22 protein-coding genes are annotated in these 25849 nt (G+C 41.5%); 11 read left to right on the forward strand and 11 right to left on the reverse strand.

Going from position 1 to position 25849, the window contains the following annotated elements:
- Positions 1–60: 60 nt before the first annotated feature.
- The 6 genes from ACTXGH_RS02420 to ccoN form a co-directional block, all read right to left on the reverse strand.
- On the reverse strand, positions 61–648 hold the full coding sequence (locus ACTXGH_RS02420; RefSeq protein WP_439260537.1) for a FixH family protein: 588 nt from the start codon (positions 646–648) through the stop codon (positions 61–63).
- A gap of 103 nt (positions 649–751) precedes the next feature.
- Positions 752–2161, reverse strand: coding sequence for a cytochrome c oxidase accessory protein CcoG (ccoG, locus tag ACTXGH_RS02425; RefSeq protein WP_439260539.1), 1410 nt, complete (start codon positions 2159–2161; stop codon positions 752–754).
- Positions 2162–2502: 341 nt separating this feature from the next.
- Positions 2503–3660: a cytochrome-c oxidase, cbb3-type subunit III gene (gene ccoP, locus ACTXGH_RS02430; RefSeq protein WP_439260823.1), complete on the reverse strand. Its 1158-nt coding sequence runs from the start codon at positions 3658–3660 to the stop codon at positions 2503–2505.
- A complete protein-coding gene (locus ACTXGH_RS02435) occupies positions 3660–3839 on the reverse strand; it encodes a cbb3-type cytochrome oxidase subunit 3 (protein WP_299216726.1) in 180 nt (59 codons plus the stop codon). Before ACTXGH_RS02435 ends, ccoP begins: the two co-directional genes overlap by 1 nt.
- Positions 3839–4477 (reverse strand): cytochrome-c oxidase, cbb3-type subunit II, encoded by a 639-nt coding sequence (gene ccoO, locus ACTXGH_RS02440; RefSeq protein WP_299216723.1) that lies wholly within the window; start codon positions 4475–4477, stop codon positions 3839–3841. Before ccoO ends, ACTXGH_RS02435 begins: the two co-directional genes overlap by 1 nt.
- Before the next feature lie 9 nt (positions 4478–4486).
- Entirely contained in the window at positions 4487–5968 is a 1482-nt protein-coding gene (ccoN, locus tag ACTXGH_RS02445) for a cytochrome-c oxidase, cbb3-type subunit I (RefSeq protein WP_299216721.1), read from the reverse strand.
- 1035 nt (positions 5969–7003) lie between these two features.
- Between ccoN and ACTXGH_RS02450 the strand changes: the two genes are divergently transcribed.
- The gene (locus ACTXGH_RS02450; protein ID WP_299216718.1) at positions 7004–7393 is read left to right on the forward strand and encodes an SCP2 sterol-binding domain-containing protein; all 390 of its coding nucleotides are present in this window, start codon (positions 7004–7006) and stop codon (positions 7391–7393) included.
- 168 nt (positions 7394–7561) lie between these two features.
- Here ACTXGH_RS02450 and ACTXGH_RS02455 read toward each other — a convergent pair whose 3' ends face one another.
- Entirely contained in the window at positions 7562–8548 is a 987-nt protein-coding gene (locus ACTXGH_RS02455) for a hypothetical protein (protein WP_439295858.1), read from the reverse strand.
- A gap of 504 nt (positions 8549–9052) precedes the next feature.
- Between ACTXGH_RS02455 and ACTXGH_RS02460 the strand changes: the two genes are divergently transcribed.
- From ACTXGH_RS02460 to ACTXGH_RS02470, 3 genes are all read left to right on the forward strand, one after another.
- A complete protein-coding gene (locus ACTXGH_RS02460) occupies positions 9053–10288 on the forward strand; it encodes a lipoprotein-releasing ABC transporter permease subunit (RefSeq protein WP_439295857.1) in 1236 nt (411 codons plus the stop codon).
- Positions 10289–10384: 96 nt separating this feature from the next.
- Positions 10385–11065 (forward strand): lipoprotein-releasing ABC transporter ATP-binding protein LolD, encoded by a 681-nt coding sequence (lolD, locus tag ACTXGH_RS02465; protein WP_299216709.1) that lies wholly within the window; start codon positions 10385–10387, stop codon positions 11063–11065.
- A 75-nt stretch (positions 11066–11140) separates the two neighbouring features.
- A complete protein-coding gene (locus ACTXGH_RS02470; RefSeq protein WP_439295856.1) occupies positions 11141–11449 on the forward strand; it encodes a hypothetical protein in 309 nt (102 codons plus the stop codon).
- Positions 11450–11490: 41 nt separating this feature from the next.
- On the opposite strand, the gene ACTXGH_RS02475 is transcribed toward ACTXGH_RS02470, so the two are convergent.
- Positions 11491–12066, reverse strand: coding sequence for a DUF2062 domain-containing protein (locus tag ACTXGH_RS02475; protein ID WP_299216703.1), 576 nt, complete (start codon positions 12064–12066; stop codon positions 11491–11493).
- A gap of 359 nt (positions 12067–12425) precedes the next feature.
- Here ACTXGH_RS02475 and ACTXGH_RS02480 point away from each other — a divergent pair, with 359 nt between their 5' ends.
- The 4 genes from ACTXGH_RS02480 (at position 12426) to ACTXGH_RS02495 (ending at position 18585) form a co-directional block, all read left to right on the forward strand.
- Entirely contained in the window at positions 12426–15395 is a 2970-nt protein-coding gene (locus tag ACTXGH_RS02480; protein ID WP_439295855.1) for a ComEC/Rec2 family competence protein, read from the forward strand.
- A 202-nt stretch (positions 15396–15597) separates the two neighbouring features.
- The gene (sppA, locus tag ACTXGH_RS02485) at positions 15598–16659 is read left to right on the forward strand and encodes a signal peptide peptidase SppA (protein WP_439260549.1); all 1062 of its coding nucleotides are present in this window, start codon (positions 15598–15600) and stop codon (positions 16657–16659) included.
- Positions 16660–16834: 175 nt separating this feature from the next.
- Positions 16835–17722, forward strand: coding sequence for an alpha/beta fold hydrolase (locus ACTXGH_RS02490; protein WP_439295853.1), 888 nt, complete (start codon positions 16835–16837; stop codon positions 17720–17722).
- 71 nt (positions 17723–17793) lie between these two features.
- Positions 17794–18585 carry a CPBP family intramembrane glutamic endopeptidase gene (locus tag ACTXGH_RS02495; protein ID WP_439295941.1) on the forward strand — a complete coding sequence of 264 codons (792 nt, stop codon included), beginning with the start codon at positions 17794–17796 and terminating at the stop codon, positions 18583–18585.
- A 34-nt stretch (positions 18586–18619) separates the two neighbouring features.
- Here the strand turns inward: ACTXGH_RS02495 and dusA are convergent, their stop codons facing one another.
- The 3 genes from dusA to ACTXGH_RS02510 all read right to left on the reverse strand — a co-directional run bounded on the left by dusA (position 18620) and on the right by ACTXGH_RS02510 (position 22893).
- The gene (gene dusA / locus ACTXGH_RS02500) at positions 18620–19591 is read right to left on the reverse strand and encodes a tRNA dihydrouridine(20/20a) synthase DusA (protein ID WP_439260553.1); all 972 of its coding nucleotides are present in this window, start codon (positions 19589–19591) and stop codon (positions 18620–18622) included.
- A 142-nt stretch (positions 19592–19733) separates the two neighbouring features.
- Complete coding sequence (locus tag ACTXGH_RS02505; RefSeq protein ID WP_439295852.1) at positions 19734–21035, reverse strand: MFS transporter; 1302 nt, start codon at positions 21033–21035, stop codon at positions 19734–19736.
- 214 nt (positions 21036–21249) lie between these two features.
- Positions 21250–22893, reverse strand: a complete 1644-nt coding sequence (locus ACTXGH_RS02510) for a phospholipase D family protein (protein ID WP_439295851.1) — start codon at positions 22891–22893, stop codon at positions 21250–21252.
- Positions 22894–23339: 446 nt separating this feature from the next.
- On the opposite strand from ACTXGH_RS02510, the gene ACTXGH_RS02515 reads away from it, so the two are divergent.
- From ACTXGH_RS02515 to recR, 3 genes are all read left to right on the forward strand, one after another.
- Positions 23340–24632, forward strand: coding sequence for an O-succinylhomoserine sulfhydrylase (locus tag ACTXGH_RS02515; protein WP_439295850.1), 1293 nt, complete (start codon positions 23340–23342; stop codon positions 24630–24632).
- Between the two features lie 85 nt (positions 24633–24717).
- Positions 24718–25047: a YbaB/EbfC family nucleoid-associated protein gene (locus ACTXGH_RS02520; protein WP_299216677.1), complete on the forward strand. Its 330-nt coding sequence runs from the start codon at positions 24718–24720 to the stop codon at positions 25045–25047.
- A gap of 107 nt (positions 25048–25154) precedes the next feature.
- Positions 25155–25748, forward strand: coding sequence for a recombination mediator RecR (gene recR / locus ACTXGH_RS02525; protein WP_439295849.1), 594 nt, complete (start codon positions 25155–25157; stop codon positions 25746–25748).
- Positions 25749–25849 lie beyond the last annotated feature (101 nt).

The following is a 25849-nucleotide window of genomic DNA, read 5'->3' on the forward strand; positions in this document are numbered from 1 at the left end:
TAATAAGCTGGTTTTTTATGGTTTTAAACGAGTTATTTTGAAAACTATGTCCAAAAAGGTTTAACTTTTGGCAAACACTTGCAGTGGATCAAAACTGACTTCTGGACGAGGCAATTTTGCAACGTCTTGCATACGCCAGTCGTCTTTACCATCATTGCTCACTTGCAAATAGTATTTGGCTTTTACTGAATCAATATCCACTTTGGCACTGTATCTATTCCCTTCTTGATGCTCTAGCACCACGTCTCGATCCTTTTTGACATCTGTTGCATGTGAAATCGAAAGCTCTAACGTATCAGGATAGGTAAGTGGTTTACCATTTAACAGTTTGCCTGTTTGTAAGCTCTGCTGTGGATAATCAAGATAAAAAGTAATATCTCCATTTGAGTTAAATTGCATTTTGCCACTCAAGTCTAAATCGTATGTCAGCTTATCGCGTGATACATCGTGATACAGCGTTTTGCCGTCCATATACCAATCGTCACGTACCACACTGTCACGAATCTGATAAGAGTAGTAGACAAACCAAAGACAAGCGATAACCACAAAAGCGGGCATACCAATAACAAAGATAACCACCATATAATTTTTATACCATGGTTGGCTATCTTGATGCTTAAAACTTGGCGAAGAATTTGGTGTAGACATAGAATACCTATTAGATGTATGAACCGATCAATATGCTATTACCTAGATTGAGTCTCTAATATACAGACACTCAATCATAGATTATACCTTATATTTCAAGTATTTACTGGCCTTGAGTCGTAAAAATGTTTTGTTTACTGACTTTATACTGACCGTCCTCACTTACCACGTTTAAAGTAACAGGCGTTTGACCAGACTCAATAATATCAGGGTCACCATAAATGCTCACAGGCATATCGAAGCTTTCGCCAGCTTCTAATGGCACGTCGTTAAAACGCAGCACTAAGCTAAGACCATCTTGCGGTGCGAGCGATATTTTGTAAGCGTGAGGCTCTTGGGTTTTGTTGGTTAGCTTCACAATATAGCTGTTTTCAATCATACCTTGGTTAGTTAGAGAAGACAGCTGGTTACGGTCACGGCGAATGTCAATTTCTAATGGCACGCGATCAGTTAATGCATAGATAAGACCCCCACATAACACAGTTAATAGTGTCAAGTAAGCAAACAAACGCGGGCGTAAGACACGGCTAGGCTCATTTTCAGCCAATTGTCTCTCAGTTGTATACCTTATAAGTCCGCGTGGATAGCCAACTTTGTCCATGATTTCATTACAGGCATCGACACACGCTGCACATTGAATACAAGCAACTTGTAGGCCGTCTCGAATATCGATACCAGTAGGGCATACCTGCACACACATTTGACATTCGATACAGTCGCCTAAATGGTCTGGATTGGTACCTTTTTTTCGTGCGCCGCGAGGTTCACCGCGTTCATAGTCGTAAGATACGATGAGAGTGTCTTTATCGAACATGACACTTTGGAAACGACCATAGGGGCAGATTTGAATGCACATCTGCTCACGCATATAACCGGCGTTAGCATAAGTCGAAAAAGCGAAAATAAATATCGAAACCCAAACCCAGGTTGGCCAATCAGGAAAAGGGATGAACCCTATCATCTGCCAGCTGTTATACAGCGCTTCTGTTCCTGATACATAACTGACAAAAGTCGTGGCAGTAATCATCGAAAACACAAACCAAATAAAATAAATCAAAAACTTTTTAAATGCTTTGCTCGCACTCATCGGCGTTTTGTCAAACTTAATACGCTTGTTACGATCGCCAATCACCAACTTCTCAACATATTGGAACAGATGCGTCCAGATGGTTTGTGGACAAGCATAACCACACCATACTCGACCAGCATAAACGGTGACCATAAACAGCGTAAAAGCGGCAATAAGAGCAAACGCGGCAATAAAATAAAAATCTTGCGTCAAAAACGTCATGCCGAATATATAATAGTGCTGTGAGGGCACATCAAACCATATTGCTTGCCTACCGTTGTAACGCAACCAAGGTAAAATTAAAAATAACGCTAAAAACGCATACATACTGATGACACGAATATTTTGATAAAAACCTGTGACGAATCGAGGATGTATACGATGCTTTGTCGCATCAAGATCTATTTGTTGTACTGGGATTTTATTAGGTTGTGGTGCTGACATAAACTTGCCTCTTTAAAAAAAAGAATCAGTTCGCTGGCATGGGTAACATACATAAAGTGATGCAAAGCTTAGCATTGTTATCAATGTCAGTAAGTAGTTAAAGCATAAACATGGCATAAAAAAACTGCCCAACTACCAAATGATTGATTGTAAATAACGGGTTTAAATACTGACTATTTTACCATTTACCTTAGTATAAATGAGGCGATAGGCTCAAAAAACAATCATTATACAAATATAAAATATTTTTATTATGAATGTTTAAACTTAAAAAAGGAGAGCCGTCATAACAGCTCTCCTTTGTTAACGCTCATTACTAATCAGACTAGATAATTAAGAACTTAATTGCTGCTGACTGCTGGAACACTATTGGTCGCTTTTGGCATAGAAGCCGCAGCTGTCACATTAGCGCCGTTCTTGGTAGCTGCTGATCTGTCTGATAATGAATAAACATAAGATACTACAAGCATAATACGCTCATTACCCAATTTGGTTTCCCATTCAGGCATGACGCCTGCACGGCCATAGCGTAGGGTATCGCGAACAGTTTCACGCTCACCGCCATACAGCCAAATGTTATCAGTCAAATTAGGCGCACCAGTTGAAATCATACCTTTGCCATCTTTACCGTGACATAAAGCACAGTTCGCATCATAGATAGACTCGCCTTGGGCGACTAAAGTTTTATCCAGCTCACCGTTGTCCTTATGACCGTTGTTATCAGATAATGATAGAACATACTCAGAAGCTGCGCGAACGCCTTCTTCACCAATCTGATCACGCCATGCTGGCATACCACCAACCCGGCCTTTGTGTAGCGTGGTGAGTAGGTTTGCCGCATCACCACCATATAACCAGTCATTATCCGTCAAGTTAGGATAACCTGTTGCACCCTTAGCGTTTGACCCATGACACACTGCACAGTTTTGCAGGAACAAACGGCTACCTACTTTTAGTGCGTTAGGGTTTTGTGCCAGTTTTTCGATTGCAGGCGCAAGATCAGTAATTTTTTCATCAATCTTAGATTGCAAATCCGCTGGTGGGTTGTCACTACGTTTCAAAGTATTCTGTAACTCTGATAGCTCACTTAAAGTCTGAGCGGCATCAGTGGCATCAGCTTTTACCAGAATACTTTTTTCAAAGTTATCGGTAAATACTTTATTGTTGCTTTCAAGTTCACTATTTAACTCATTGTGAGAAGTCCATGGTACAGTCTCGCCATCAACTTCTACTGTTGCAATACCGTCCCAGTGTTTTGGGAACATCGCTGGAAAAAATATCCAATAAGCGACCGCCCATACAATAGAACCAAAAAATATTACTAGCCACCATTTGGGTAGCGGTTTGTCGTATTCTCGAATACCATCATACTCATGTCCTGTAGTGCCGTCCTCTTCTACTTCTGGCTTATACTTTAGTACCATTAGTAAAACTGCGAGAATACCTAACCAACACGCAAAGCTCAGTATAGTGATCCAAGAACTCCAAAAAAATGTCATCATTCATCCTTATTGCGCGGCTGGTCAGATGAGGATTCTTTGTCCTCATCATCAAGCGCAAGTTGTGCATCTTCTTCGAAGCGTTTTTTGTTTTTTGGCGAATACGCCCACCATGCAACGCCCAAAAAAGCGATAAAGGCGGCAACCGTTGCAATGGTCTGTAGTTCACCAATACTCATTAGCGCTGTCCTTCCATCGCTGTACCCAATTGCTGTAAGTAGGCGACTAAAGCATCAAGCTCTGTGGCACCCAGTACCGCATCAGGAGCACCTTCAATGTCTTCTTCAGTGTAAGGTACGCCAAAACGATCACGGAATAGACGCATCTTAGTTTGAACGTTATCACCATTAACTTCATTAGTTGCAAGCCATGGGAAACCTGGCATGACAGATTCAGGTACCAACGAACGCGGATTGATTAAATGCTGCTTTTGCCAGTCATCAGAGTAGCGTTCACCAACACGAGCCAAATCAGGTCCAGTACGCTTTGAACCCCATAAGAAGGGATGATCCCACGTAGACTCAGCAGCACGTGAATAGGGTCCATAACGTTCAACTTCTGCACGTAACGGGCGAACCATTTGCGTATGACAAACATGACAACCTTCACGAATATAGATGTCACGACCTTCAAATTCTAATGCAGTCCATGGTTCCATAGCAGGAAGAGGAGCGTTGACCCCACCATCCTCAGGACCTTTGTTATCATAAATTAGTGGTACGATTTCAACTAGCGTTGCAAAGCTAATAGCAATAACGATACCGATGACCAACAAGCCTGTATTTTTTTCAATAATTTCATGCGGTGTACCAGCCATGATCGCTCCTTATACGTTAGCTGTCGATGGTTTTTCGACACTAGGTTCATGATCCGTTGGATCTGCGACATCTACAGGCTTACCTTCTGGCATCTTGAGCGTTTTATAGCAGTTATATGCCATAACAAACATACCTGATACATATAAGAAGCCACCAAAAGCACGACCAATATACGGGAAATGTGAAAACTCAACCGTATCAACGAAACTATATACCAAAGTACCGTCAGGGTTAGTTGCAAGCCACATCATGCCTTGACCGATGCCCGAGATCCACATTGATACGATATAGAAAATTGTCCCTGCAGTCGCAAGCCAAAAATGCGTAGTGATTAAACTGATTGAGTACATTTTTGGTTTGTTATAAATACGTGGTAACAATACATATAATGAACCGATAGTAATCATACCCACCCAGCCAAGTGCTCCTGAGTGTACGTGACCGACCGTCCAGTCAGTGTTATGCGATAAGGCGTTGACTGTCTTAATCGACATCATCGGACCTTCAAACGTCGACATTGCATAAAATGACAGTGCCACAATCATAAAGCGAATAATCGGATCCGTACGCAGTTTGTCCCAACTACCTGATAGCGTAAGCACACCATTAATCATACCGCCCCAAGAAGGTGCAAATAGGATGATTGAGAATACCATTGCTAAAGACTGCGTCCAATCTGGAAGCGCTGAATAATGCAAATGGTGACCACCAGCCCACATATATGAAGCAATTAACGCCCAGAAGTGAACGATAGACAAACGATACGAATAAATCGGACGACCAATCTGTACCGGAACGAAATAATACATCATTCCAAGAAAGGCAGCTGTCAAGTAAAAACCTACCGCGTTATGTCCGTACCACCATTGCACCATCGCATCAGTTGCACCGCCAAATAACGAGTAAGACTTAAATGCACTAACAGGAATGGCCATGCTATTTACGATGTGCAGTAGAGCAATCGTAATAATAAAAGCACCAAAAAACCAGTTAGCCACATAAATATGTGACGTTTTACGTTTGATAAGGGTGCCAAAAAAGACAATGGCATAAGAGATCCATACCAAAGCAATCAAAATATCAATTGGCCACTCAAGCTCTGCATACTCTTTAGTAGAGGTCAAACCTAAAGGGAGGGTGATTACAGCGGATACAATCACCGCTTGCCAACCCCAAAAGGTAAACCAAGCCAGATAGGGGGCAAATAGTCTTGTCTTACAAGTACGTTGAACGACATAGTAAGAGGTTGCGAACAGGGCAGAGCCACCAAACGCAAAAATGACCGCATTGGTATGTAGCGGTCTTAAACGACTAAAGGTCAGCCATGGAATGTCAAAGTTAAGTGCTGGCCATGCCAACTGTGAAGCAATGAACACACCAAGACTCATGCCGACGATGCCCCATGCAACGGCCATAATCGTAAAAAACCTTACGATAGTAATTTCGTATTCACGGTCAACTGGGGCGACTGCTGTGTTTTGTAAACTCATTGGATGATTCCTTTACAGCCCGAATTATCAATAGAACTAACTAACGCTCCACGTTACGTATATGATAAAACATAATGAACGTGACACATGATATTGTCCGACTCACCTATTACCGTAAGGGTTTATTAACTACTTTATTAAACTTTTCGCAGGGGATTGATTAGTAATGATGGCACAAAAGAAACAAGGCTTACGACTACTATTCAGCGAGACTAAGGCAATTAATATATCGTTACAGTTAATGCAAAAACAAACCGACTTTAGGCATTAAACATCTATTTTACAAAGCGTGAATGATAGAGGTATGCGAGCGGCGGCTGACAAAAACATATTGACGTAATATTTAGTTAAAATTCCTGATTCTGTTTAAGGTATTGTAACGCAATCTTAATAAAATATCATCAGAACTATGCGTCAAAATACAAACTCTTTGGTAAACCATACGGCTAACAACCTTTACTTATGGCTAAGTAAAAGGGTTGTAAAACGTTATATTTATGATAAAAATAGATGTAGCTCTAATCTGACAGTAAAGAGTAATTAACCTAGTTACCCTATTGTTCAATAGTGTTAAATTTCATCATACATCTTTATTAATACTATTAACTTATCTGCCGCTAACCATATGATTTAACTTATGATACGCTTACAAAGTAGATATGTTAAGAACATTTTTTGAAGTTTATCAACGTTTTATCTTATGTAACTGTTTTGGCTTATTAAAGCAACAACTTTTATATGACATGTAGTTATTCAAAGTCATCGGCGCTCATCATAACAAAAAACCTTAATATATCAATACAAAACATAAGGATTTTTCTTATAAGCTTCATAGAAGCTAAAACTGAGTGTGAAGCACTAAATTATGTTGATCAGCGACGGTCTTAAACAAACCTAACCATACTAGCATTTGTTACAATTCAAAAAAATCTCATATTTTTGGGTTTTACTTATTATAAAATCACGCCATAATGACACGCAGCAATATTAGCAATGACATTAATCGTAACTTTTTAACGTAAACAGGATAATAATATGGCAGTTTTTTTGACGGATGCATGGTTTGAGCAGGTAGCGCAGTTAGGGAATGAAGCTGGTGAGTTGAATTTACCACCAGCATTGGCAGACATGGTTATCAATTTAAAAGTTTCTGATGCTGAGCAAGATATCGAAGCCAGTTTTTCAGACGGCTTACTTCACCAAGGTTTAAATGATAATGCTACTACTACGCTGCTACTTGATCGTGATACTTTACAATCTATCATCACAGATTTTGACATGAACGAGATTATGGGTGCTTTTATGGGGGGTAAGATTCGTGTTGAAGGGGATATGTCACAGTTGATGGCATTACAAACTGCTCGTCCAAGCACAGAACAAAAAGAGCTATTTAAAAAGATTAAGTCCATGACTACTATGGCTTAGAGCACTGGTCAAACGGTGTCAGGTAAATGATGTTACTCTTTGGCCTGAAATAAAAAGTCTGTAAGTAAAAGCCTTTAAATAAAAAGCCTCTAATTAAAATTAGAGGCTTTTTATTTGTGCCAGATGTCGGTTGTAGACAGTGTGTCTGTTTAGACTATTATAAAGATATCAGCTGGCCTGAGTCTGTATTTGTACTTTTGTGTTTTTAGAGTCCTGATTTTCTTTATAAATCGCTGCTTGTAGCCAGATATTTGCTTGAACATAATTATTTACTTTGATGGCCTTTGTGCTTGCCGTACTCAGAGCGCCGATACGCACAACAAATGGGTCTGCATCCTGCTCACGCAATATAACCACATCGAACAAAATAATAGGCTTGTCATTGAACGTCGTTTCTTGTTTGCCAATAACTTGCCCCTGACACCATGCTTCGTCTTCTTGGCCGAGTGTATCGCCAAATAGATAAGCACACATATGACCCAAGTTAATCTCTACTGGTGCCATCTGTTCTTTGGTTTCTGGTTGCCAACCTTTAATCTGTTCTTGAATGTCTTCTGGTACTTGTCCATCATTGGCCGCAACGATATCGTTAAAAGCGCGATGATAGCGAATCGCTTCTTGATCCTCGACCATAATGACTTCCTCTTGATCGCTGATCGAGATTTCGTGAGCCCAAGCGCTAAAATTCACAAAATAAGGCGTGCTTTGTTGATATAAGTGGCAATTGGCCGTATAGAGCTGATCAAAAGCATAAATAATGCTGCCATCAACACTACGCAGGCGTAATACTGCATCATGCGAGCTGTCACTGACAATCATACGCTCAATCGTACAAGTCAGTCCATAGGGACCATTGACGCATGGATAGGCGTTAATAAAGCATTCAGGTTTGCCATCTTTCATGGCAAGTACTTGATTGATATGGCAAGGCTGATCCTCAGACAGTAGCAAACAAGCGTCTTGAGCACTCGCATTAGCATTAAGGCCCTTGGGCATGGTCGCTTGTTCAATCATTTTTTGTAGCCACTCTGGCACATCACGACTCATATCATCAGTCAAAATACGCCAATGATCAGCGTGCCCTGCCGTTTGATCGTCTGTTAAAGTAATTTTGGTCGGAGATTGTACGTTTTTATATTGATAATTAATAGTCATGAAAATACTCAAACTTAAGTCTGCCATGGAGTTTGGACGCCAAATAGCGCAAAAAGCTTTTATTTGTTACTAACACAGTAAGCCAATACCTAAGCAATATATTATATACATTCTCAATATTGTGCTATGTTTGCGCAGCAGCAATGGGTCAACAAACAACAATGATGGGTTAATGACAATTGTCCTTAGCATACAATATATAGGTATAGACGCAACTAATAGCAAGCCCCTCATAAAAAAATAATAACGAAGCGCTGTATTTTATGAAAAAAGACCTGCAGTTTTTACGAATGACTGGCACATATTAGAAAAATTGTGTCAAACTATCCACTTTTTTGGTAGCCACGATTGGGACGTCTAAAACCATGTTTATATGTCTGCGTTATATTCATATAAGCATGACCAGTACTGGCTCAGTTGCTTGTTAAGCACGGAAAGCTTGTTGGCTTACGTTAGTGTGCTTATATGACAGTTGCTCACCTAGATAAAATAAAGAGTTTGAATATGTTTCGTCCTTTAGCATTATTTATCGGTTTACGGTACACCCGAGCAGAGCGTAGTAATCGCTTTATCTCTTTTATATCGCTCATTTCAATGATAGGTCTAACTCTTGGAGTAGCGGTATTGATTACCGTGCTATCAGTGATGAACGGCTTTGATCGCGAACTAAAGACCCGTATTTTGGGAATGGTTCCACAAGCGACTGTGACGTCACCTGAGGTCATTGGTGATTGGAAACAGCTTGCTGAACGTATTCAAGAAGATCCAGAAGTTGCAGCAGTCGCACCATTCATACAGTTGCAAGGTATGCTGACTTCTAATGGTCAAGTTGCTGGTATTATGGTCACAGGTATCGATCCTGAGTACGAAAAAAATGTCTCAATCATTAATGAGCATATGACTGAAGGCAGCATTGATACTCTAAAAGGTGGCGACTTTAGTATTGTGTTGGGCGAGGAGATGGTACAGTCTCTTGGTTTGAATATTGGCGACAAGGTCACGTTGGTGCTACCAGAAGCATCACCATCGCCAGCTGGTGTCATACCGCGCTTTAAGCGTTTTACTTTGACAGGTATTTTTAGTATTAGTCCAGAAGTGGATAGCTTGATGGCATTTATTCCGATGAATGATGCTGCTAAATTGCTGCGTCTTCCTGAGGGCGCGCAAGGTATTCGTATGAAGCTTGATGATTTATTTAATGCACCGATGGCCGCGCAAAAAGCGGCGGCAATTGCGCCAGAACAACTGTACCCCAATGACTGGACACAGACTCATGGCAATCTATTCGGCGCCATTCAGATGGAAAAAGCGATGGTAGGCTTATTATTGTTCTTAATTATCCTTGTCGCCGCCTTTAATATCGTCTCAAGCTTAGTCATGCTCGTCACTGACAAAAAAGCAGACATCGCTATCTTAAAGACTTTTGGTGCCTCTCCGCGTCTGATTACTCAAGTATTTATGGTGCAAGGTGTGGTCATCGGGGTCATTGGTACCGTCGCTGGTACTGTGCTTGGGGTTGTTTTTGCCTTAAGTATTAGCGATATTTTAGGTTGGATTAATCAAAGCTTTGGTCTAAATCTGTTCGATGCTTACTTTATTAACTACTTACCATCACAGCTACGCTTGGTTGATGTTGTACTAATCACTGGCGCATCGTTTATTTTGAGCTTTTTGGCCACTATCTATCCTGCACGCCGGGCAGCCAAAATTCAACCTGCCCAAACATTGCGTTATGAGTAGTAACATTCACGGTTATACGGCAGCAGTATAAAAATATAATTATAGACTTTTAAGTGTCAGCGTTTGATTGACAAAAATTTGAGTGAAGGAAGCGGTATGGCGGCCATTTTAGAGGCAAGCAACATTAGTAAGGTATACGATGAGGGTGCAGTGCATACGCAAGTGCTGACCGGATTGGATTTATCTGTCAATGCAGGCGAGCGCATCGCTATCGTTGGTACAAGCGGGTCAGGTAAGAGTACTTTGCTGCACTTATTAGGCGGTTTAGATACACCAACTGATGGTGAAGTATGGTTGCATGGTAAGTGCTTAAATCATATGAATGAGACGCAGCGCGGCGCCATGCGCAATCAGTATTTAGGCTTTATCTACCAGTTTCACCATCTATTGGCAGAATTCACTGCGGTAGAGAACGTCGCCATGCCTTTATTAATGCGGCCAAAAGTTTCTACAACAGACGCGCGTCTGCAAGCAGTCGAGCTGTTAGAAAACGTGGGTTTGGGTCATCGTTTAGATCATAGACCAGGAGAGTTATCAGGGGGTGAGCGTCAACGCGTGGCTATTGCCCGTGCTTTGGTGACTAAACCATCGCTTATATTGGCGGATGAACCGACTGGTAACTTGGATTATGACAATGCTCAATCTGTCTTTGGTTTGCTGTCAGAATTACAAAGTACGATGCAAACAGCGCTACTAATGGTGACACATGATCGTAATCTGGCTGCATTGGCTGATCGGCAATTATTGCTACGAAATGGCCATTGGGCTGAGTATTAAGCCGCTGGGCATGTACCGATAGCAAATTATATTTATATAATTTAAAGTCTGGCAAAGTTTATGAGGATAAATATTATGACTGATAATAAAGATCCAGTTTCTGATTTTGGTAGCGCTGAAGAAGGCAATAATCCGCTAAAAGATTATATTGACCCAACGCTGTTTGAAACGATCGATCGACAGGCTCAAATAGAGCTATTGACCCCCGCTTTTGACGCCATTACGCTTGCTGGTGCTGACTATGATTTAAAAGCTCGAGATAGCGCTACAGGGAAGCGTTATACATTACTTAAAAATAAAGAAGTAATAGAGATTTTAATGATGGATAACAGTTTTACTGACCAAGTCGTTGATGCTATAAACAAAGACCAAGAAGAAGGGTAGTGCTTTTAAAAGTATAACTCACTCAATACAGATGAGTTCTACTACGTCTTTGGTGGTTTATCTGAAGATTCTTTTTGACGCTTTTGCCAGCTTGTCACTGTTTTATAGCGCCAAATTGCTTTAAAGGTTAAACCACAAATAATACTAGTAATTACTGCCAACAACGCCAGTCCTAAACAAAATGCCGTCAACGATACTGTACCGCGGTAAGTAACAAAGGGATTGGCACCATTTGCAAGTACCCACAAGCTAAAATCAGCAATCATCCTTCCGATTACCCGTAAGCTAATCATGGGCTCACCCATAATATGGGCACCAACGTAATAACCTGCATAAAAAATAGGTAGGGTAGTAAGAGGGTTGGTAATCCACGTTAGGCCAAGCGCCATGGGTACGTTAGCACGAAAAATAAGTGCACCAATCAAAGCCAACAGCATCTGTCCTGGCAAGGGGAAAAATGCACTAAGTACCCCTATATAAACCGCTTTGTTCAAACTATGACGATTAAACTGCCATAAACGAGGATCAGCCAAATGCGGCGCAAACAGCTTTAAAGAGCGGCTCTCTAGTATTTTTTCAGGCGTGGGTAGGAGGTTTTTAAGACGTTTTTGGGGCACAGGTTTGCCTTTGATCGTTATCTACAGTTCACTCAGTAGAGCATAAGCGTTTGATATTCGACAATTTTGATAAAACATTGTCAGTAAAGATAAAGTGTTGATAAAAAAATAGGACGAGTGGCTATCAATAAAGGCAATCGCGATATGATAAATAGTATAGGGTAATACCGTTAATAATGCTATCATCGGTATTTAGTCGTCTAATGTTAGTTAATAAACAACCAAACAAATGATGTATGATAAAAGTTGATTGATCGCTATCTTTTCGACTTTATCTATTCTTCTATGTAGAAGGTTGTGGATAGAACATCGTCAGTGGTTAAGTGTATATTTAATAAGCCGTCATGCAAGGAGTGCTGATGTATTGGACGATTGGCATCTCAATCATTATAGCGATGGTAGGCACATTATCAATAGGGACGGTAGACTTTGCTCAAGATAGGTTATTAGCATTTGATTTGTCTATAGCAAGCGCTCTTATTTGGCTCTTGTTGATCGTAACAGCGATTATTTTCCTTTTTCTTCTCCAGCGCAGTGCAGCGTTGCCGTCAATAAGCAACTACTCCCTTCATAAACGTCGAACACAAAATCATACGATATCTTCTAAGTTTATCCGTTATCTACTGATGACGATCATAGCGAGTGTGCTGGTTTTTGGAAGTGCCCTGCAAGCATTGTCTGCCTATCAGCAAGCAGAGACGACAAAAATCACCGAGCCTATGCAGGTACGTGCGTGGGTGACCATCAAGGGCATTAGCGATAGTGTATATGATTCTGAAATAAATAGTGGCTATCGACAAGTGGCAACGTTGCAATTAGTTGAGCCGTTGGTGTCCAAATTAACTTCACAGGATTTACAAGCGCAAACGTTAAGCTATATTAATAATAGCCTAAGTAGTAAAGGTTTGTATAATAAAGACATAAATGATGACAAAAACTTAGAGCATCGTGTGCTTCTCAGTGCTTATCCTAAGCGAACATCTGGTAACACACAAACAATTGATCTTAATGGTCTACAGCCTGGTGATCAGTTGCTCATGACTTTAAAGCTTGTACCTCTAGTCACCTCTGGACAAACACTCAACAATCCAACAGGTTTCGACAGCTATCGCTGGTTACGGGGACGTCATATCGATGGTATGGCTACTATTATGGCGACTGGCGAGCCTATCAGAGTGTTAGATAGCTCATCGACAATGCTTGCTTCAAATGCCGCATTTGACTCATTTCTTAACAGTTTGCGCACTCATGTTGACCAGTGGCGTTGGCAGCTGCGTCAGCATTTTTATGCAGATTGGCTGCAGCAAACGACAGCAGAGCAGCAAGCCAAAGCAGTAACGTTAAGTTTACTGACAGGTGATCGTAGTTTAATCAATCACGAGACCAAGGATCTATACCAGTTGGCTGGTATCTCGCATCTGTTAGCCATTTCTGGCACGCATGTTTTGTTTTTGGCCATCATACTCGCAGGTGCCGCAGTTTGGTTAGTAAACCACCAGTGGCCAGCGCTGTATCGTAATATACCGCGCTGGCAGGTACGTTGGTGGGTCATGATTGGTGTTGCTTTTATCTATGCGTTATTTACAGGATTTGATGTACCAGCTGTCCGTACCGCATGGATGCTACTAGCAATAGGGTTGGTGCGATTAACGCTACTGCCTATTAGTACCATGCGTGTGTTACTTGCGATAGCAGTACTCATGGCTTGGTTTGATCCTTATGTATTATGGCAAGCAGGCTACTGGCTATCGTTTGTCGCGGTGGCATTATTATTAAAATATGACGACACATCATATCAGCGAGATAACGTAGCTTTAGCGCAGCATCGTCATGACATTACTGATAACAACCATATAAGTAGTACTTTACTGACCCAAATAGGGCTAACTGGTAAACGCGTATTTAAATTGCAGTTTTGGTTATTTATCGCATTGTTGCCTATTACGTTGTTATTGTTTGGCAAAGCCTCGCTGTGGGGGCTGTTCATCAACCTATTTGCTATCGGTTTATTCGGTTGGGTCATCGTACCTTTGAATCTGTTAGCAGGGCTCTGCTATCTTTTATTACCTACTGTAGCAGATAGTATTTGGGCATTGGTAAGTATCATAGTTGCAAGCCTGCATAAGCTGATAGCATGGCTGACTTCATTACCAGCGTTATCAGACGCATGGCTGTATACGTCAGTGAATATGGCTATATTGCTGATGGCGCTACTGGTTATGATGCCATGGTTGCTACCACGCGGGCTTATCAGTCGCGGGCTGGCGTTACCACCTCTAAGCTTGTTAGTGATGACGGTTTATGCCAATCAGCAGTCCTTGGTAACAGCTCCTACCTTATACGTGCTACCAACTGGCGATCAGTATTTGAGCGCGACGGTATTGCAGTATCCTATAGTACGTCAACACATAGATAACAGTAGTCATGTTAAAAATAATAATGAAAGAGCGCCAGTTTCAGGCGCTGTTTACTGGCTATTTTTAGCAGACCACCGACCTTATGGTAACAGGACGATGCCAAGCACAATGACTGCAGATGATATAACTGCTCACTTAGCACAACAGCTGGGAACGTTATCGATTGACCAGTTAGAAGGTGTTGTCATACAAACCAGTGTACCGATATTGACCGACACTCTTTCTTCTAAACAAAACAATAGCAAGATTAAAAGCAATATAAAAAAATCTGAGCTACTACCGATGAGTGTCTTACAATTAAATCAAAGGATGCCTATTAATCAGTACTGGCAAGCAGGACGCCATGAGCGCTGGGCCGCTTATCAGCAGTTATACTTAGAGCAAAAACAATCTGCGCGAGCAACTACTATTACCGCTCAAAGCTGTGAGCAAGGCAAAACATGGCAGCTAGACAATAAAGATATGGCATTACAAGCAATGACAGGCTGGCGTGATATCGATGATAGTAGCGTTTGGGATTGTACTATAGCGATTGCTAGCAAACAGCCCATTCGTGTCATTCGATATGATGCTAACAATCCACAGCAGTCATTACAGGCAGATTCTCAAACGTTTATTCCACCTACACCGATATCAAAGACCAGTCAGAAAACTACCCATCGAAATGGGGCATTTGAAGCACGTGTGGTCTTAAATGCAGACACTCACCATCACCTCTGGCAAATGTGGCCCTTGCTGTGCTCAGCTGATTCGTTTGCATATAGTACCAGCATAAACTATCCTACGCAGTGGCTTGGTCACAGTACATCTCAGGTAACTACAGAGGCATTAAGCCGACAACAGATTGATAAGATAATCACATACGATCGCAAAACTTTAGAGATAGCGCTACGTTTTGATGCTTTACCATAAAAACGATACCGATACGGCCAATACCTATTATCAACATCGTAGTATAATGATATTTCACGTTTTCACTATTGAACCATGAGTAAAATACCACCATACTTAATGACCTAGTCATACTAATCATTCATGTATGCAAATTTTTATCGTGTTTATTTTCTATCCTCATTTTTACTTGTTTTAGATTGCTTTTTACCTAGGAAGTTATATGCCCAACTGGCCGCCAGACCCTAACAAACGTCCTGATAATTTAGAAAATCAGCCGGTACCATTGCAACAAACATCGCCTAATCAGCCAAATGGACAAGAATGGCGTCTTATTGAAAAAACTTTATTAGCCAGTGTAGAAGAGCAGCGCCGTTCAAGGCGTTGGAGCATCTTTTTTAAGCTACTTACCTTTGGTTATATCTTGTTATTATTCTTAACGATAGGCCGTAGCTGTAGTAACGATGCGCCATCTGGGCTAGAAGGAATTGATACCAGTAAGCCGCATTTAGCGGTGGTTGAGCTACAAGGTACGATAAGTAACGCCGATCCTGCAAATGCTTACGATATTAGTAAAGCGTTGACGCGTGCTTTTGAAAATAACAACTCAAAAGCAGTGGCACTTGATATAAATTCACCTGGTGGCTCTCCGGTACAATCAGATGAGATCTGGCAAACTATGATGAACTTACGTCAGCAGTATCCAGACAAAAAGCTTTATGCGGTGATTGGTGATATTGGTGCGTCAGGCGCTTATTATATTGCATCTGCTGCAGATGAGATTTATGTCAATCCATCAAGCTTAGTAGGCTCGATTGGGGTCATCATGCCAAGCTATAATATTGAAGGCTTAATGGACAAAGTAGGCGTGTCCGATCGTACCATCACCGCAGGCGAGTACAAAGATATTTTAAGCTTGTCGCGTCCGCTTACTACGTTTGAGACACAGCATGTTGAAAACGTACTTGATAATACGCATAAGCACTTTATTAATGCAGTCAAAGAGGGTCGCGGCGATCGTCTTAAAGACCCTGAGGCCAACAATTTGTTTTCGGGGCTGTTTTGGACCGGTGAGCAGTCTATCGCACTGGGACTGGCAGACCGATCAGGTAGCATTGCAAGTTTAGAAAAAGATTTAGAATTAGATAACGTGGTAAATTACACGCCACTAGATCCGTTCCAACTATTCATGGATCGCTTCGCAGTTAAGCTTGGTGCAGGCGTAGGCTCGAGTATCAATCTTGATGTATTGCCACAAGAGGATGGTAATATCGAGATGCGTTAAACGTTCTTTTTTCATTTTGAACGGATTATATTTAATGTGTATGATTGTTGAGGCTGAGCATATAACTATGCTCAGCCTCAGTTATATAGTCAGTTTAAATTATAAATAAATTACTAAATCAAGTACCGAGCCTTTAAGAGCACCAAACCTCTATAAGAATTAGTGAGAGCCTGTCATGAGTGAAATCAATTTGCAGACCTTTGCATCATTGCCTGTATCGAACATAACCCAAAAGCCAGTCCTTCATTTTGCTCATGCGAACGGGATGCCAAGTGCGGTCTACCAGCCATTTTTTGAGATATTGGCTGAATTTTTTACGGTTGAATATATACCGATGTTAGGGGGCGACCCAGACTATCCTGTTGACAATCACTGGCGCAGTCTTACCCAGCAAGTTATCGATAGCGTAAAAACTGTCTGTGAGAGGCACGGCATCTCACAAGTGGTTGCGGTAGGTCACTCGCTTGGTGCTATGTGTACGCTACAAGCGTTGTACCGCGCTCCCAAAATATTTAATCAAGCAGTACTTATGGATCCGCCTTGGGTTTATGGCAAGTCAAGCTTACTATGGCATGTGGCAAAGACAGCTGACAAGTTGCCTCTGATGGACAATCGTCTGATGGATAAACTGTCACCATCTGGTATTTCTAAGAACCGCCGTGATGTTTGGGATAGTCGTGCAGATGCTTACGAAAAAATGCGTCATAAAGGGTTTTTTAAGAATTTTGATGAGCGTAGCTTTGAAGGTTATATTCAGCATGGCTTGTATGAGCGTGCAGATGGCAAAGTCACTCTAGCCATTCCTAAAACTAGTGAGGTTGCTGTGTTTCGTACCAACCCTTCTTGGTACTGGCTGTCACCTAATCGTCGGCCTAAGCCGCCAGCGACACTTATTATCGGTGAGGAGAGTATATTTTTAAAGCGCCGTTTTCCGCAGCGAATTCAAACGCGCTTGGGTATTCCTTATCAGACCCATGCAGGAGGTCATATGTTTCCGCTTGAGCATCCTGAATCTGTCGCACAGCAGGTATTGGCATTGATAAAGCAGCAACTGTCAACTTAACTGGTGATTAAATACTGTATATCATAAATATTTATGAGAATTATTAAGTTACTGTTTTGAGTATTACTATTATGCCAAACCGTGCTACTGCTTTGAATAACACAATGACACTGCAACCAAAGCGCTCGGCTTTGTTTTCACGCTTAGGTGCGTTTTCTCTTGTCATAGGAATGGTCATTGCTTTTTTTGTCAGTCAGTTGATAGGGGTTTATGTCGCAGGCAGATTATTGCTGCCAGCTACCAAAAGCACGACAGTAGGAGATGTATTTTTTTTTGGTAGTAATGATGGAACCGTAGTAAGTGCTTCGATTATTATCAGTTGCATACTACTGATGGCACTGAGTTATTTGGTTGTACGTGTAAAATCTGGAGATATACGTGAATACTTAGCGATCAAGCCATTTTCCTTAGTAGTTGGCATTGGTATGTTTGGAATATTGTTAGTATTTATGATTGGCAGCCAAGCATTGACTTATTTGTTGGATAAGTCTCCACTGGTTTTTGTAGATCCGTTATATCAGTCTGTCAGCTCAGTGTGGTTACTCGTTTTTGCGATGGTGATAGTCGCACCGATATATGAAGAGCTAATTTTTCGCGGCATTTTGTGGTCGGCTGTCGCAGAACAGTTTGCTGCAACTCCACGCTCGAAACAGCGCGGAGCACTGGTAGCGAGTATCGTGACCAGCTTTATTTTTGCTGTGATTCATTTGCAATATGGTATTTATGAAATCACTACTATCGTGGTACTAGCATTTATATTTTGCTACGCGCGTATCAAGTCAGGATCACTAGTACTGCCTATGTTGTTACATATTATCAATAACGGTGTTGCTATGTGGCAGTACCTAAACCAAGTTAGTTGAACAAAAGATACTTGACCAAAACGATCAAAACAAATTAAGCATTAGGGTTTAGTTGCAAAACTTCGTCGGCAGCTTTTTTGATATCATCGAGTGTCAGCTGCGGTTTACCGCTTAATGCTTGTCGCCACTTACGAGCTCCGGGCAATCCTTGAAATAATCCCAAATAGTGCCGCGCCATCGTCGATAGTGTCTCACCTTTTATAAGCTGCTCCTCTAAATATGGATACAGCTGCGCTAAAATATCTGCACGCTTAGGCATCGGCTGATCCCATAGACTATTAGCTTCTGCTAGTAAGTAAGGGTTATGATAAAAAGCCCGTCCAATCATTACCCCATCAATATATTGTAAGTGCGTGGCAATATCAGCGACAGTCTCGATACCACCATTAATCTCAATATCAAGCTCTGGAAAGTCCTGCTTGAGTCGATACACATCATCGTAACGCAGTGGTGGTATTTCACGGTTTTGCTTAGGGCTGAGTCCTTGTAGCCAAGCTGTGCGCGCATGTACGATAAAACGTGTACAACCAGCATCAGCTACCGTCTTTACAAAATCCACCATAAACTCATAACTGTCAAAATCATCGATACCGATGCGATGTTTGACGGTTACTGGAATATCTACAGCCGCCTGCATGTGCGTTACTAAGTTGGCCACAGTGTTAGGCTCTGCCATTAGGCAGGCACCGATTTTATTGTGCTGTACACGGTCAGAGGGGCAGCCAACGTTGATATTGACTTCGTCATAGTTATGCTGCTGAGCAAATTCGGCGCACTGAGTCATCTCGGCGATATCAGCACCGCCAAGCTGTAGTACCACAGGATGCTCTAATGCATCGAAGCGTAGATGCCGCGCACGGTTGCCATGTATAAGAGCACCAGTACTAATCATCTCGGTGTACAGATATACTTGCGGGTTAAACAGACGGGCAAAGTAACGATAATCCGTCGTCGTCCAGTCAATCATCGGAGCAACTGATAAACGCTTATTGGTCATATCAACCATGGGTGTTAAGCCTTAATATTTTTTGAAGTTTGTATTGGATGTGATAAAACAGCTGTTTCATTACATCCAATGTTTGATTGAAAAATCTATAAAACAAGAACAGTAGGTCATCAGACGCGAGACAATATGAGTAATCATACTGCTAGATTAACTGATTGATTTTTTTGTACTCAGGCATATTATAAAAATAAAACCCCATGATGATGCCAATTAAGCCGATAAAAGCGATATAGAGTGCAGGCGAAAAGCTTACAAACATAGTGGCATAGCCAAGTCCGAAAGGTACGGATACGCCCACAAGTCCATAGATTACATTGTAGCAAAACGCCATTCCTGTCAGGCGTACGTTGGTTGGAAATAACTGTACGAAGATAGCAGGTACCATGCCAATGATGCCAGCACAAAATCCTAAGAGTGCATACATGATCAAGATATAATCACCGCCAGCTTGCATATGGTAGAAAAACGCAAACATCTGAGCAATCAGTAAAACGGAGCCGACTATTAAAATTTTACCAAAGTTCTGGTAGTTAGATAGTATTCCATAAAATACACAGCCAAAAATCATAAACACAATGCCCAAACTGTGTGAAAACCCAAATAAGTCTTTGTCTAAAGCAAACCGTAATTCAATCAAGTCTGGGAGCAACAGTATGATGACAGTCGTAATGCTAGACATAATCAAACTTAGCATCAAACCGATAAATATTGAATGCTTACAGTGTTTGAAAAGTAAGGTAAATGGCTGAGCGGTATGACTATTCGTTTTTACTTTTTTAACTTCTAAAAAGAATGGTGACTCATCAATAAAACGCCATACTAATAAAGGTAAACAGCTCAAGATTGCTGCAATAAAGAAGGGCAAACGCCAGCCGTAACTGGTTAGCTCTTCAGGGGTCATAGAGCCAGTAAGCCATACAAAAAAAGCGTTAGAAAATAGCACTCCTATAAAAAAGCTTGCCATTACATAGCTACAGCTAACCGATAGATACTGCCGCGGTACATGCTCTGCAACAAAAACCCAAGCCAATGGGACATAAAGGCCAAATGCCATTCCCTGTATCAGTCTAAGTAGGATAAATAGGATTGGAGCTAGTATGCCCCACTGTGCATACGTGGGCAAAAATGCTATGGTCAGTAAACTGCCTGCAATGATAGCCATGCTGATGAATAGAATTGGCCTGCGACCCTTGATGTCGCCATAACGTCCAAGAATAATGCCACCGAGGGGCCGTGCCAAATAACCCACTGCAAAAAGCCCAAGTCCTTGTAGTCTTAGGATATCAGGATTGGTACTAGTCGGAAAAAAAGCAGACGACACGATGTCTGCGATGTATAAATAAATCAGAAAGTCAAAAAAAGCAACAGCGCTGCAAAAGCAGACAAATAAGACTGTATTTTTGTCTTTAGAGGACATCAGTGCATATTGAGAACGAGAGGGCATAATTGATCACGCATCCACATATAAAAGTGGTTGTTGAGACGATCATCATGAGATAACCGACCATCATAAAAAACGACAAACCAACATGGGTAGATGCTGGTTTGCCAGAGGAATGATTTAGAACGTTTTATTTAAAAAGGTTTTGACAAAAATATTTTTGGACTATGTAATAAGCAATGATATTGATAACGTTAAAAGAAGACATCGTTGGTATTTACAACAACCAATCAATAGGCAACCAAGACATGACAGTTAGCCATAAGTGATCAGTCAAATCTACTTTTGGTTCTGAATCATACACCACTTTTTCTCCATTTTCGAGCGTATGCCATTGTAACTTATTGTTATCTATTAACTTTACTTCATAAGCTTGACTTAACAGATCGTCACTGAGCGCTTCATGTAGTTGTCTTGCCAGCTCATCGTCATTGATAATCACGCCCATTTCAGTGTTAATATTAGCTGAGCGGGGGTCAACATTATAGGAACCAATGAAGACTTGATGGTCATCTACAGCGAAAGTCTTTGCATGTAAGCTGGTTGACGACTGACTGCGCGCTTTCCATAACTTGTTTTCGCGCTTTTCTTCACTAGCGGTTGATTTTAACTCATATATTTTAACACCAGCGCCGAGTAGATGAGGGCGCCACTTGCTATAACCAGAGTGAACAGCAGTTACGTCAGTTGCATTAAAAGAGTTGGTCAAAATCTTTATATCAATTCCTGATTTTGCCAGTTGTACTAACGTATCTACACCGTCTTTGGTTGGGACAAAATAAGATGAGATGATGGTTAGCTTTTCAGAGGGGCTTCCAAGTAGGGTTCTTAACTGATGGACTAAGTTGCTGTCAGTGGGGACGGTTTTGGTCAATTTGCCGACATCATCACTTAAGAACTGCATATCTGTCCAACGAAATGGTACGCGCTTGTTAATCAGGTCAGTATCGATAGAGGAGTCTTCAATGGCTGCTTTATAAATAGTTAAACTGTCGCTAGAACGGCTCTTTTCATCTCCATCTAATTTATCTAATCCTGTCAAAAAATTACTGGTAGTGTTTTTATCGAGAGTGACTAGCGTTTCAATATCGAAGGATATAGGGGCTGACCAGTAGCTCATAAAACTGTTATCAATATCAGCGACTACTTTGCCAATAAGTAGCACGTCTAAATCAGCAAATTGACTGCTTTGATCATTACTAAGGTATTCGTTACCAATGTTGCGACCTCCAATAACGGTAATTTGTTTATCAAAAGTCATGCTTTTATTATGCATGCGTCTGTTGATACGGGGCAAACCGGTGACAAAGTTCATCGCTTGAACCTTACGATGCATTAAAGGATTGATAATGCGTACAGCGATATTTGGATGGCTGGCAAAACGTAATAAGTGCTGATCAAGTTTTGCATTGTTATTAAAATCATCAAGTAGTAAGCGTACGATTACCCCGCGCTCAGCAGCTTTCCACAAATCTTTTAGCAACAGCTGACCTGCTTGGTCATCATGCCAAATATAGTACTGTACATCAATACTGCGAGTGGCCATATCAGTTAGGATACTTCGTGATGCAAAAGCATTCGCACCAGTGACAATAGGATGGTAGCCTGATAGCTCAGGGTGTATGTCGTTTTGTTCACTGATGGATGCCACTAAGTCGTTGTTACTGCTGGTGCTGTTTTTACCTTGAGTATTGTCCAGACTACTGTCTTGTTGGTATAGAGCATTAACACGGGCTGATAACGCTTGGCTTTCAGGCAGATGCGGCTGTTTTGGCAAGCTTTGGCATCCACTAAGACCTAATGTTAGGCCAAGTATTAGACTCAGTGACAAGCTGCTCGGCTCTCTACTTAACATCGACATAACTGGTTTACCTTGATAAGTTTTAGAATGTACTGAAATTTATATAGACTAATGTGGAGGAATAATAGCATTGTTTATAAGGTATGTAATAGCAACGTTTAAAGCCTAGTTAAAAATGCTGCCAAGCTTAGCAGGTGATGCAGTATCTGCCTATCAAAAATACGTTATTTTTCTTAGATTGGCAGTCACTCACGTTGTTATAATAGCTTAAGCTGAGACTAGGTTTTATTATTTAACCATAAGGCCTTCAAAAACAACCCATAGTCAGTGCTTAAAACTGACTATAAACGTTAAGTGTTTCAAATCTGAAACAGACAAACAAGTAAAAGCGATACCTGAAATCTAACGTCTGATATATGGGAGCATGATATAATAAGCGCTTTGACTTATGTATCATGGAAACTATAATCAGCAGTGTCAATACCAACCATAGTAACGGAAAACTTATGAGTCAGTCGCAAGCGCATGATGAAAGCAATTCAAATCTATTGGACCCAAACTGGCGCAATGATGCTTTAGACTTAGACCTCGATTACGGCATGCAGACTATTGCAGTTCGTGCAGGGCAGCATCGTACTGATGAAGGAGAGCACGCCGAACCTATCTTTACCACCAGCTCTTATGTCTATACTTCTGCAAGTGATGCCGCTGCGCATTTTAATGGAACAAAGACTGGTAACGTTTATTCGCGCCATACTAACCCCAGCGTGCGTACCTTTGAGCGTCGCCTAGCAGCACTCGAGAACGGTGAACGTGCGGTTGCCACAGCCTCAGGTATGGGTGCGATTTTGACTATGTGCTTGGCCTACCTAAAAGCAGGTGATCATCTGCTTGCAGCCAACCAGCTCTTTGGCTCATCCATTGGTTTATTTAATAATTACATGGCTAAGTTTGGCATTGAAGTCAGCTACGTTGATTGCTTCGACAATGACGCATGGGCAAGTGCCATACGACCGAATACTAAAGTGATTTATTGCGAGAGCCCAAGTAATCCTTTGGCGCAGATTTGTGATATCGGTCATTTAAGTCAGCTGTGTAAAGCCAATGATGTATTACTAGTCGTTGACAATTGCTTCGCCACGCCAGCGCTACAGCGGCCATTAGACTTAGGGGCTGATGTGGTTATTCATTCTGCAACCAAATACTTGGACGGTCAAGGCCGAGTACTGGGCGGCGCACTTGTCGGTAGTGATAAGCTGATGCAAGCAGCATTTACCGTTGTGCGCTCAGGCGGTATTAGCATGAGTCCGTTCAATGCTTGGGTCTTTACTAAAGGACTTGAGACCCTTAAATTACGTATGCAGGCGCACTGTGCCAATGCTAATCAAGTGGCAGAGTTTTTGGTCAATCATACTAACGTCAGTAAAGTGCACTTTTCAGGGCTCTTAGATCATCCCTCTCATGAGCTTACCAAGCGTCAGCATCATATGAAGAATGGCTATGGCGCCATTATGGGGTTTGAGGTTAAAGCGTCTGCTGCTAACAACCATGCCAATGATCGCGACACAAAAGAAGCTGCTTGGCATGTCATTGACTCAACACAAATGGTCTCTATTACTAATAATTTAGGAGATGCCAAAACCACCGTTACCCATCCTGCGACCACGACTCATTTTAGGCTTACCCCTGAGGCGCGCGCTGAGGCTGGTGTCAAAGATGGGCTTATTCGATTGTCAGTAGGACTAGAAGATGTGGAAGACATTATCAAAGATTTGGCGCGTGGTTTAGACAGTTTATAAAGATGACGGTATAATCAACGTTATCGTATTAACTTTATGATCAAAAGCTATTTATCATTCATCAATATAAAACAAAGAGGCAATTATGAACATCCAAGCACTTATGCAACAAGCTCAGACAATGCAAAAAAAGGTCGAAGCCAATGTTGAAACTGCAAAAAAGGATCTAGCAAATAAAGAAGTCCAAGCAGAGGCGGGTAGTGGTCTAGTAAAAGTTACTATGACTGGTCGTCACGTGGTCAAGCGCTTAAGTATCGATCCAAGCTTGCTTGAAGATGAGCCTGATATGATTGAAGACTTAATCGCTGCTGCTATTAATGATGCTGTCCGTCAAGCAGATGAGCTATATGAAGAGACAATGGCTGGCGCGACGTCAGGTATGGGTCTGCCACCAGGTATGCAAGGTTTATTCTAAGTCTTAATTTGCTGTAATTACTACATTTTGTGGACCATGATGGGGTTGTTATCTATAGGATGCGACCCCATTTTTATATCTACGGTTTACAGATAAAGGAAGCAGATTTGCTTACAGCTAAATTTGATCAGCTGGTTAAACAGCTGCGTATTTTACCAGGGGTTGGGCAAAAAAGTGCCCAGCGCATGGCAATCCACCTACTTACCAAAAAACGTCCGCAAGGGATGGCGCTCGCTCAAGCACTTGATGAGGCAATGCGCGATATTGTTGAGTGTCAGCGTTGCCATAGCTTCAGTGATGATGCGGTTTGTCCGCTATGCCAAGATCCAAGACGTGATGATGGATTGTTATGTGTGGTTGAAACCGCCGCTGACGTCATGGCCATTGAGCAAACAGCGGGTTACCGTGGACGTTATTTTGTTTTAGGTGGGCATCTGTCACCGATTGATGGTATTAGCGCTGATGATTTAAACATTGACCAGCTGGTATGGCGCGTTAAACAAGAGCAGGTTGAGGAGCTTATATTGGCAACAGGTACCACTGTTGAAGGTCAGACAACGGCACACTTTATCAGCGAAGCGGTGAGTCGTCATGTCAATAAAGTCACTCGTTTGGCACAAGGCGTACCCATAGGCGGTGAGCTCGAATATTTAGATAGTATGACATTGGGACAGGCACTACAAAATCGCTCCTTTTTATAATATAAACAAAAGCTATATGTTTTAGTCTCGTAAATAATGGCTTTAAACTTGACGCTGTCATACGAAACGCTCCAAAACATGAACGCTAATTTGTTATAATT

Origin of the sequence: Psychrobacter sp. 1Y10, assembly GCF_052259005.1 — a bacterium.
Lineage (GTDB): Bacteria > Pseudomonadota > Gammaproteobacteria > Pseudomonadales > Moraxellaceae > Psychrobacter > Psychrobacter saeujeotis.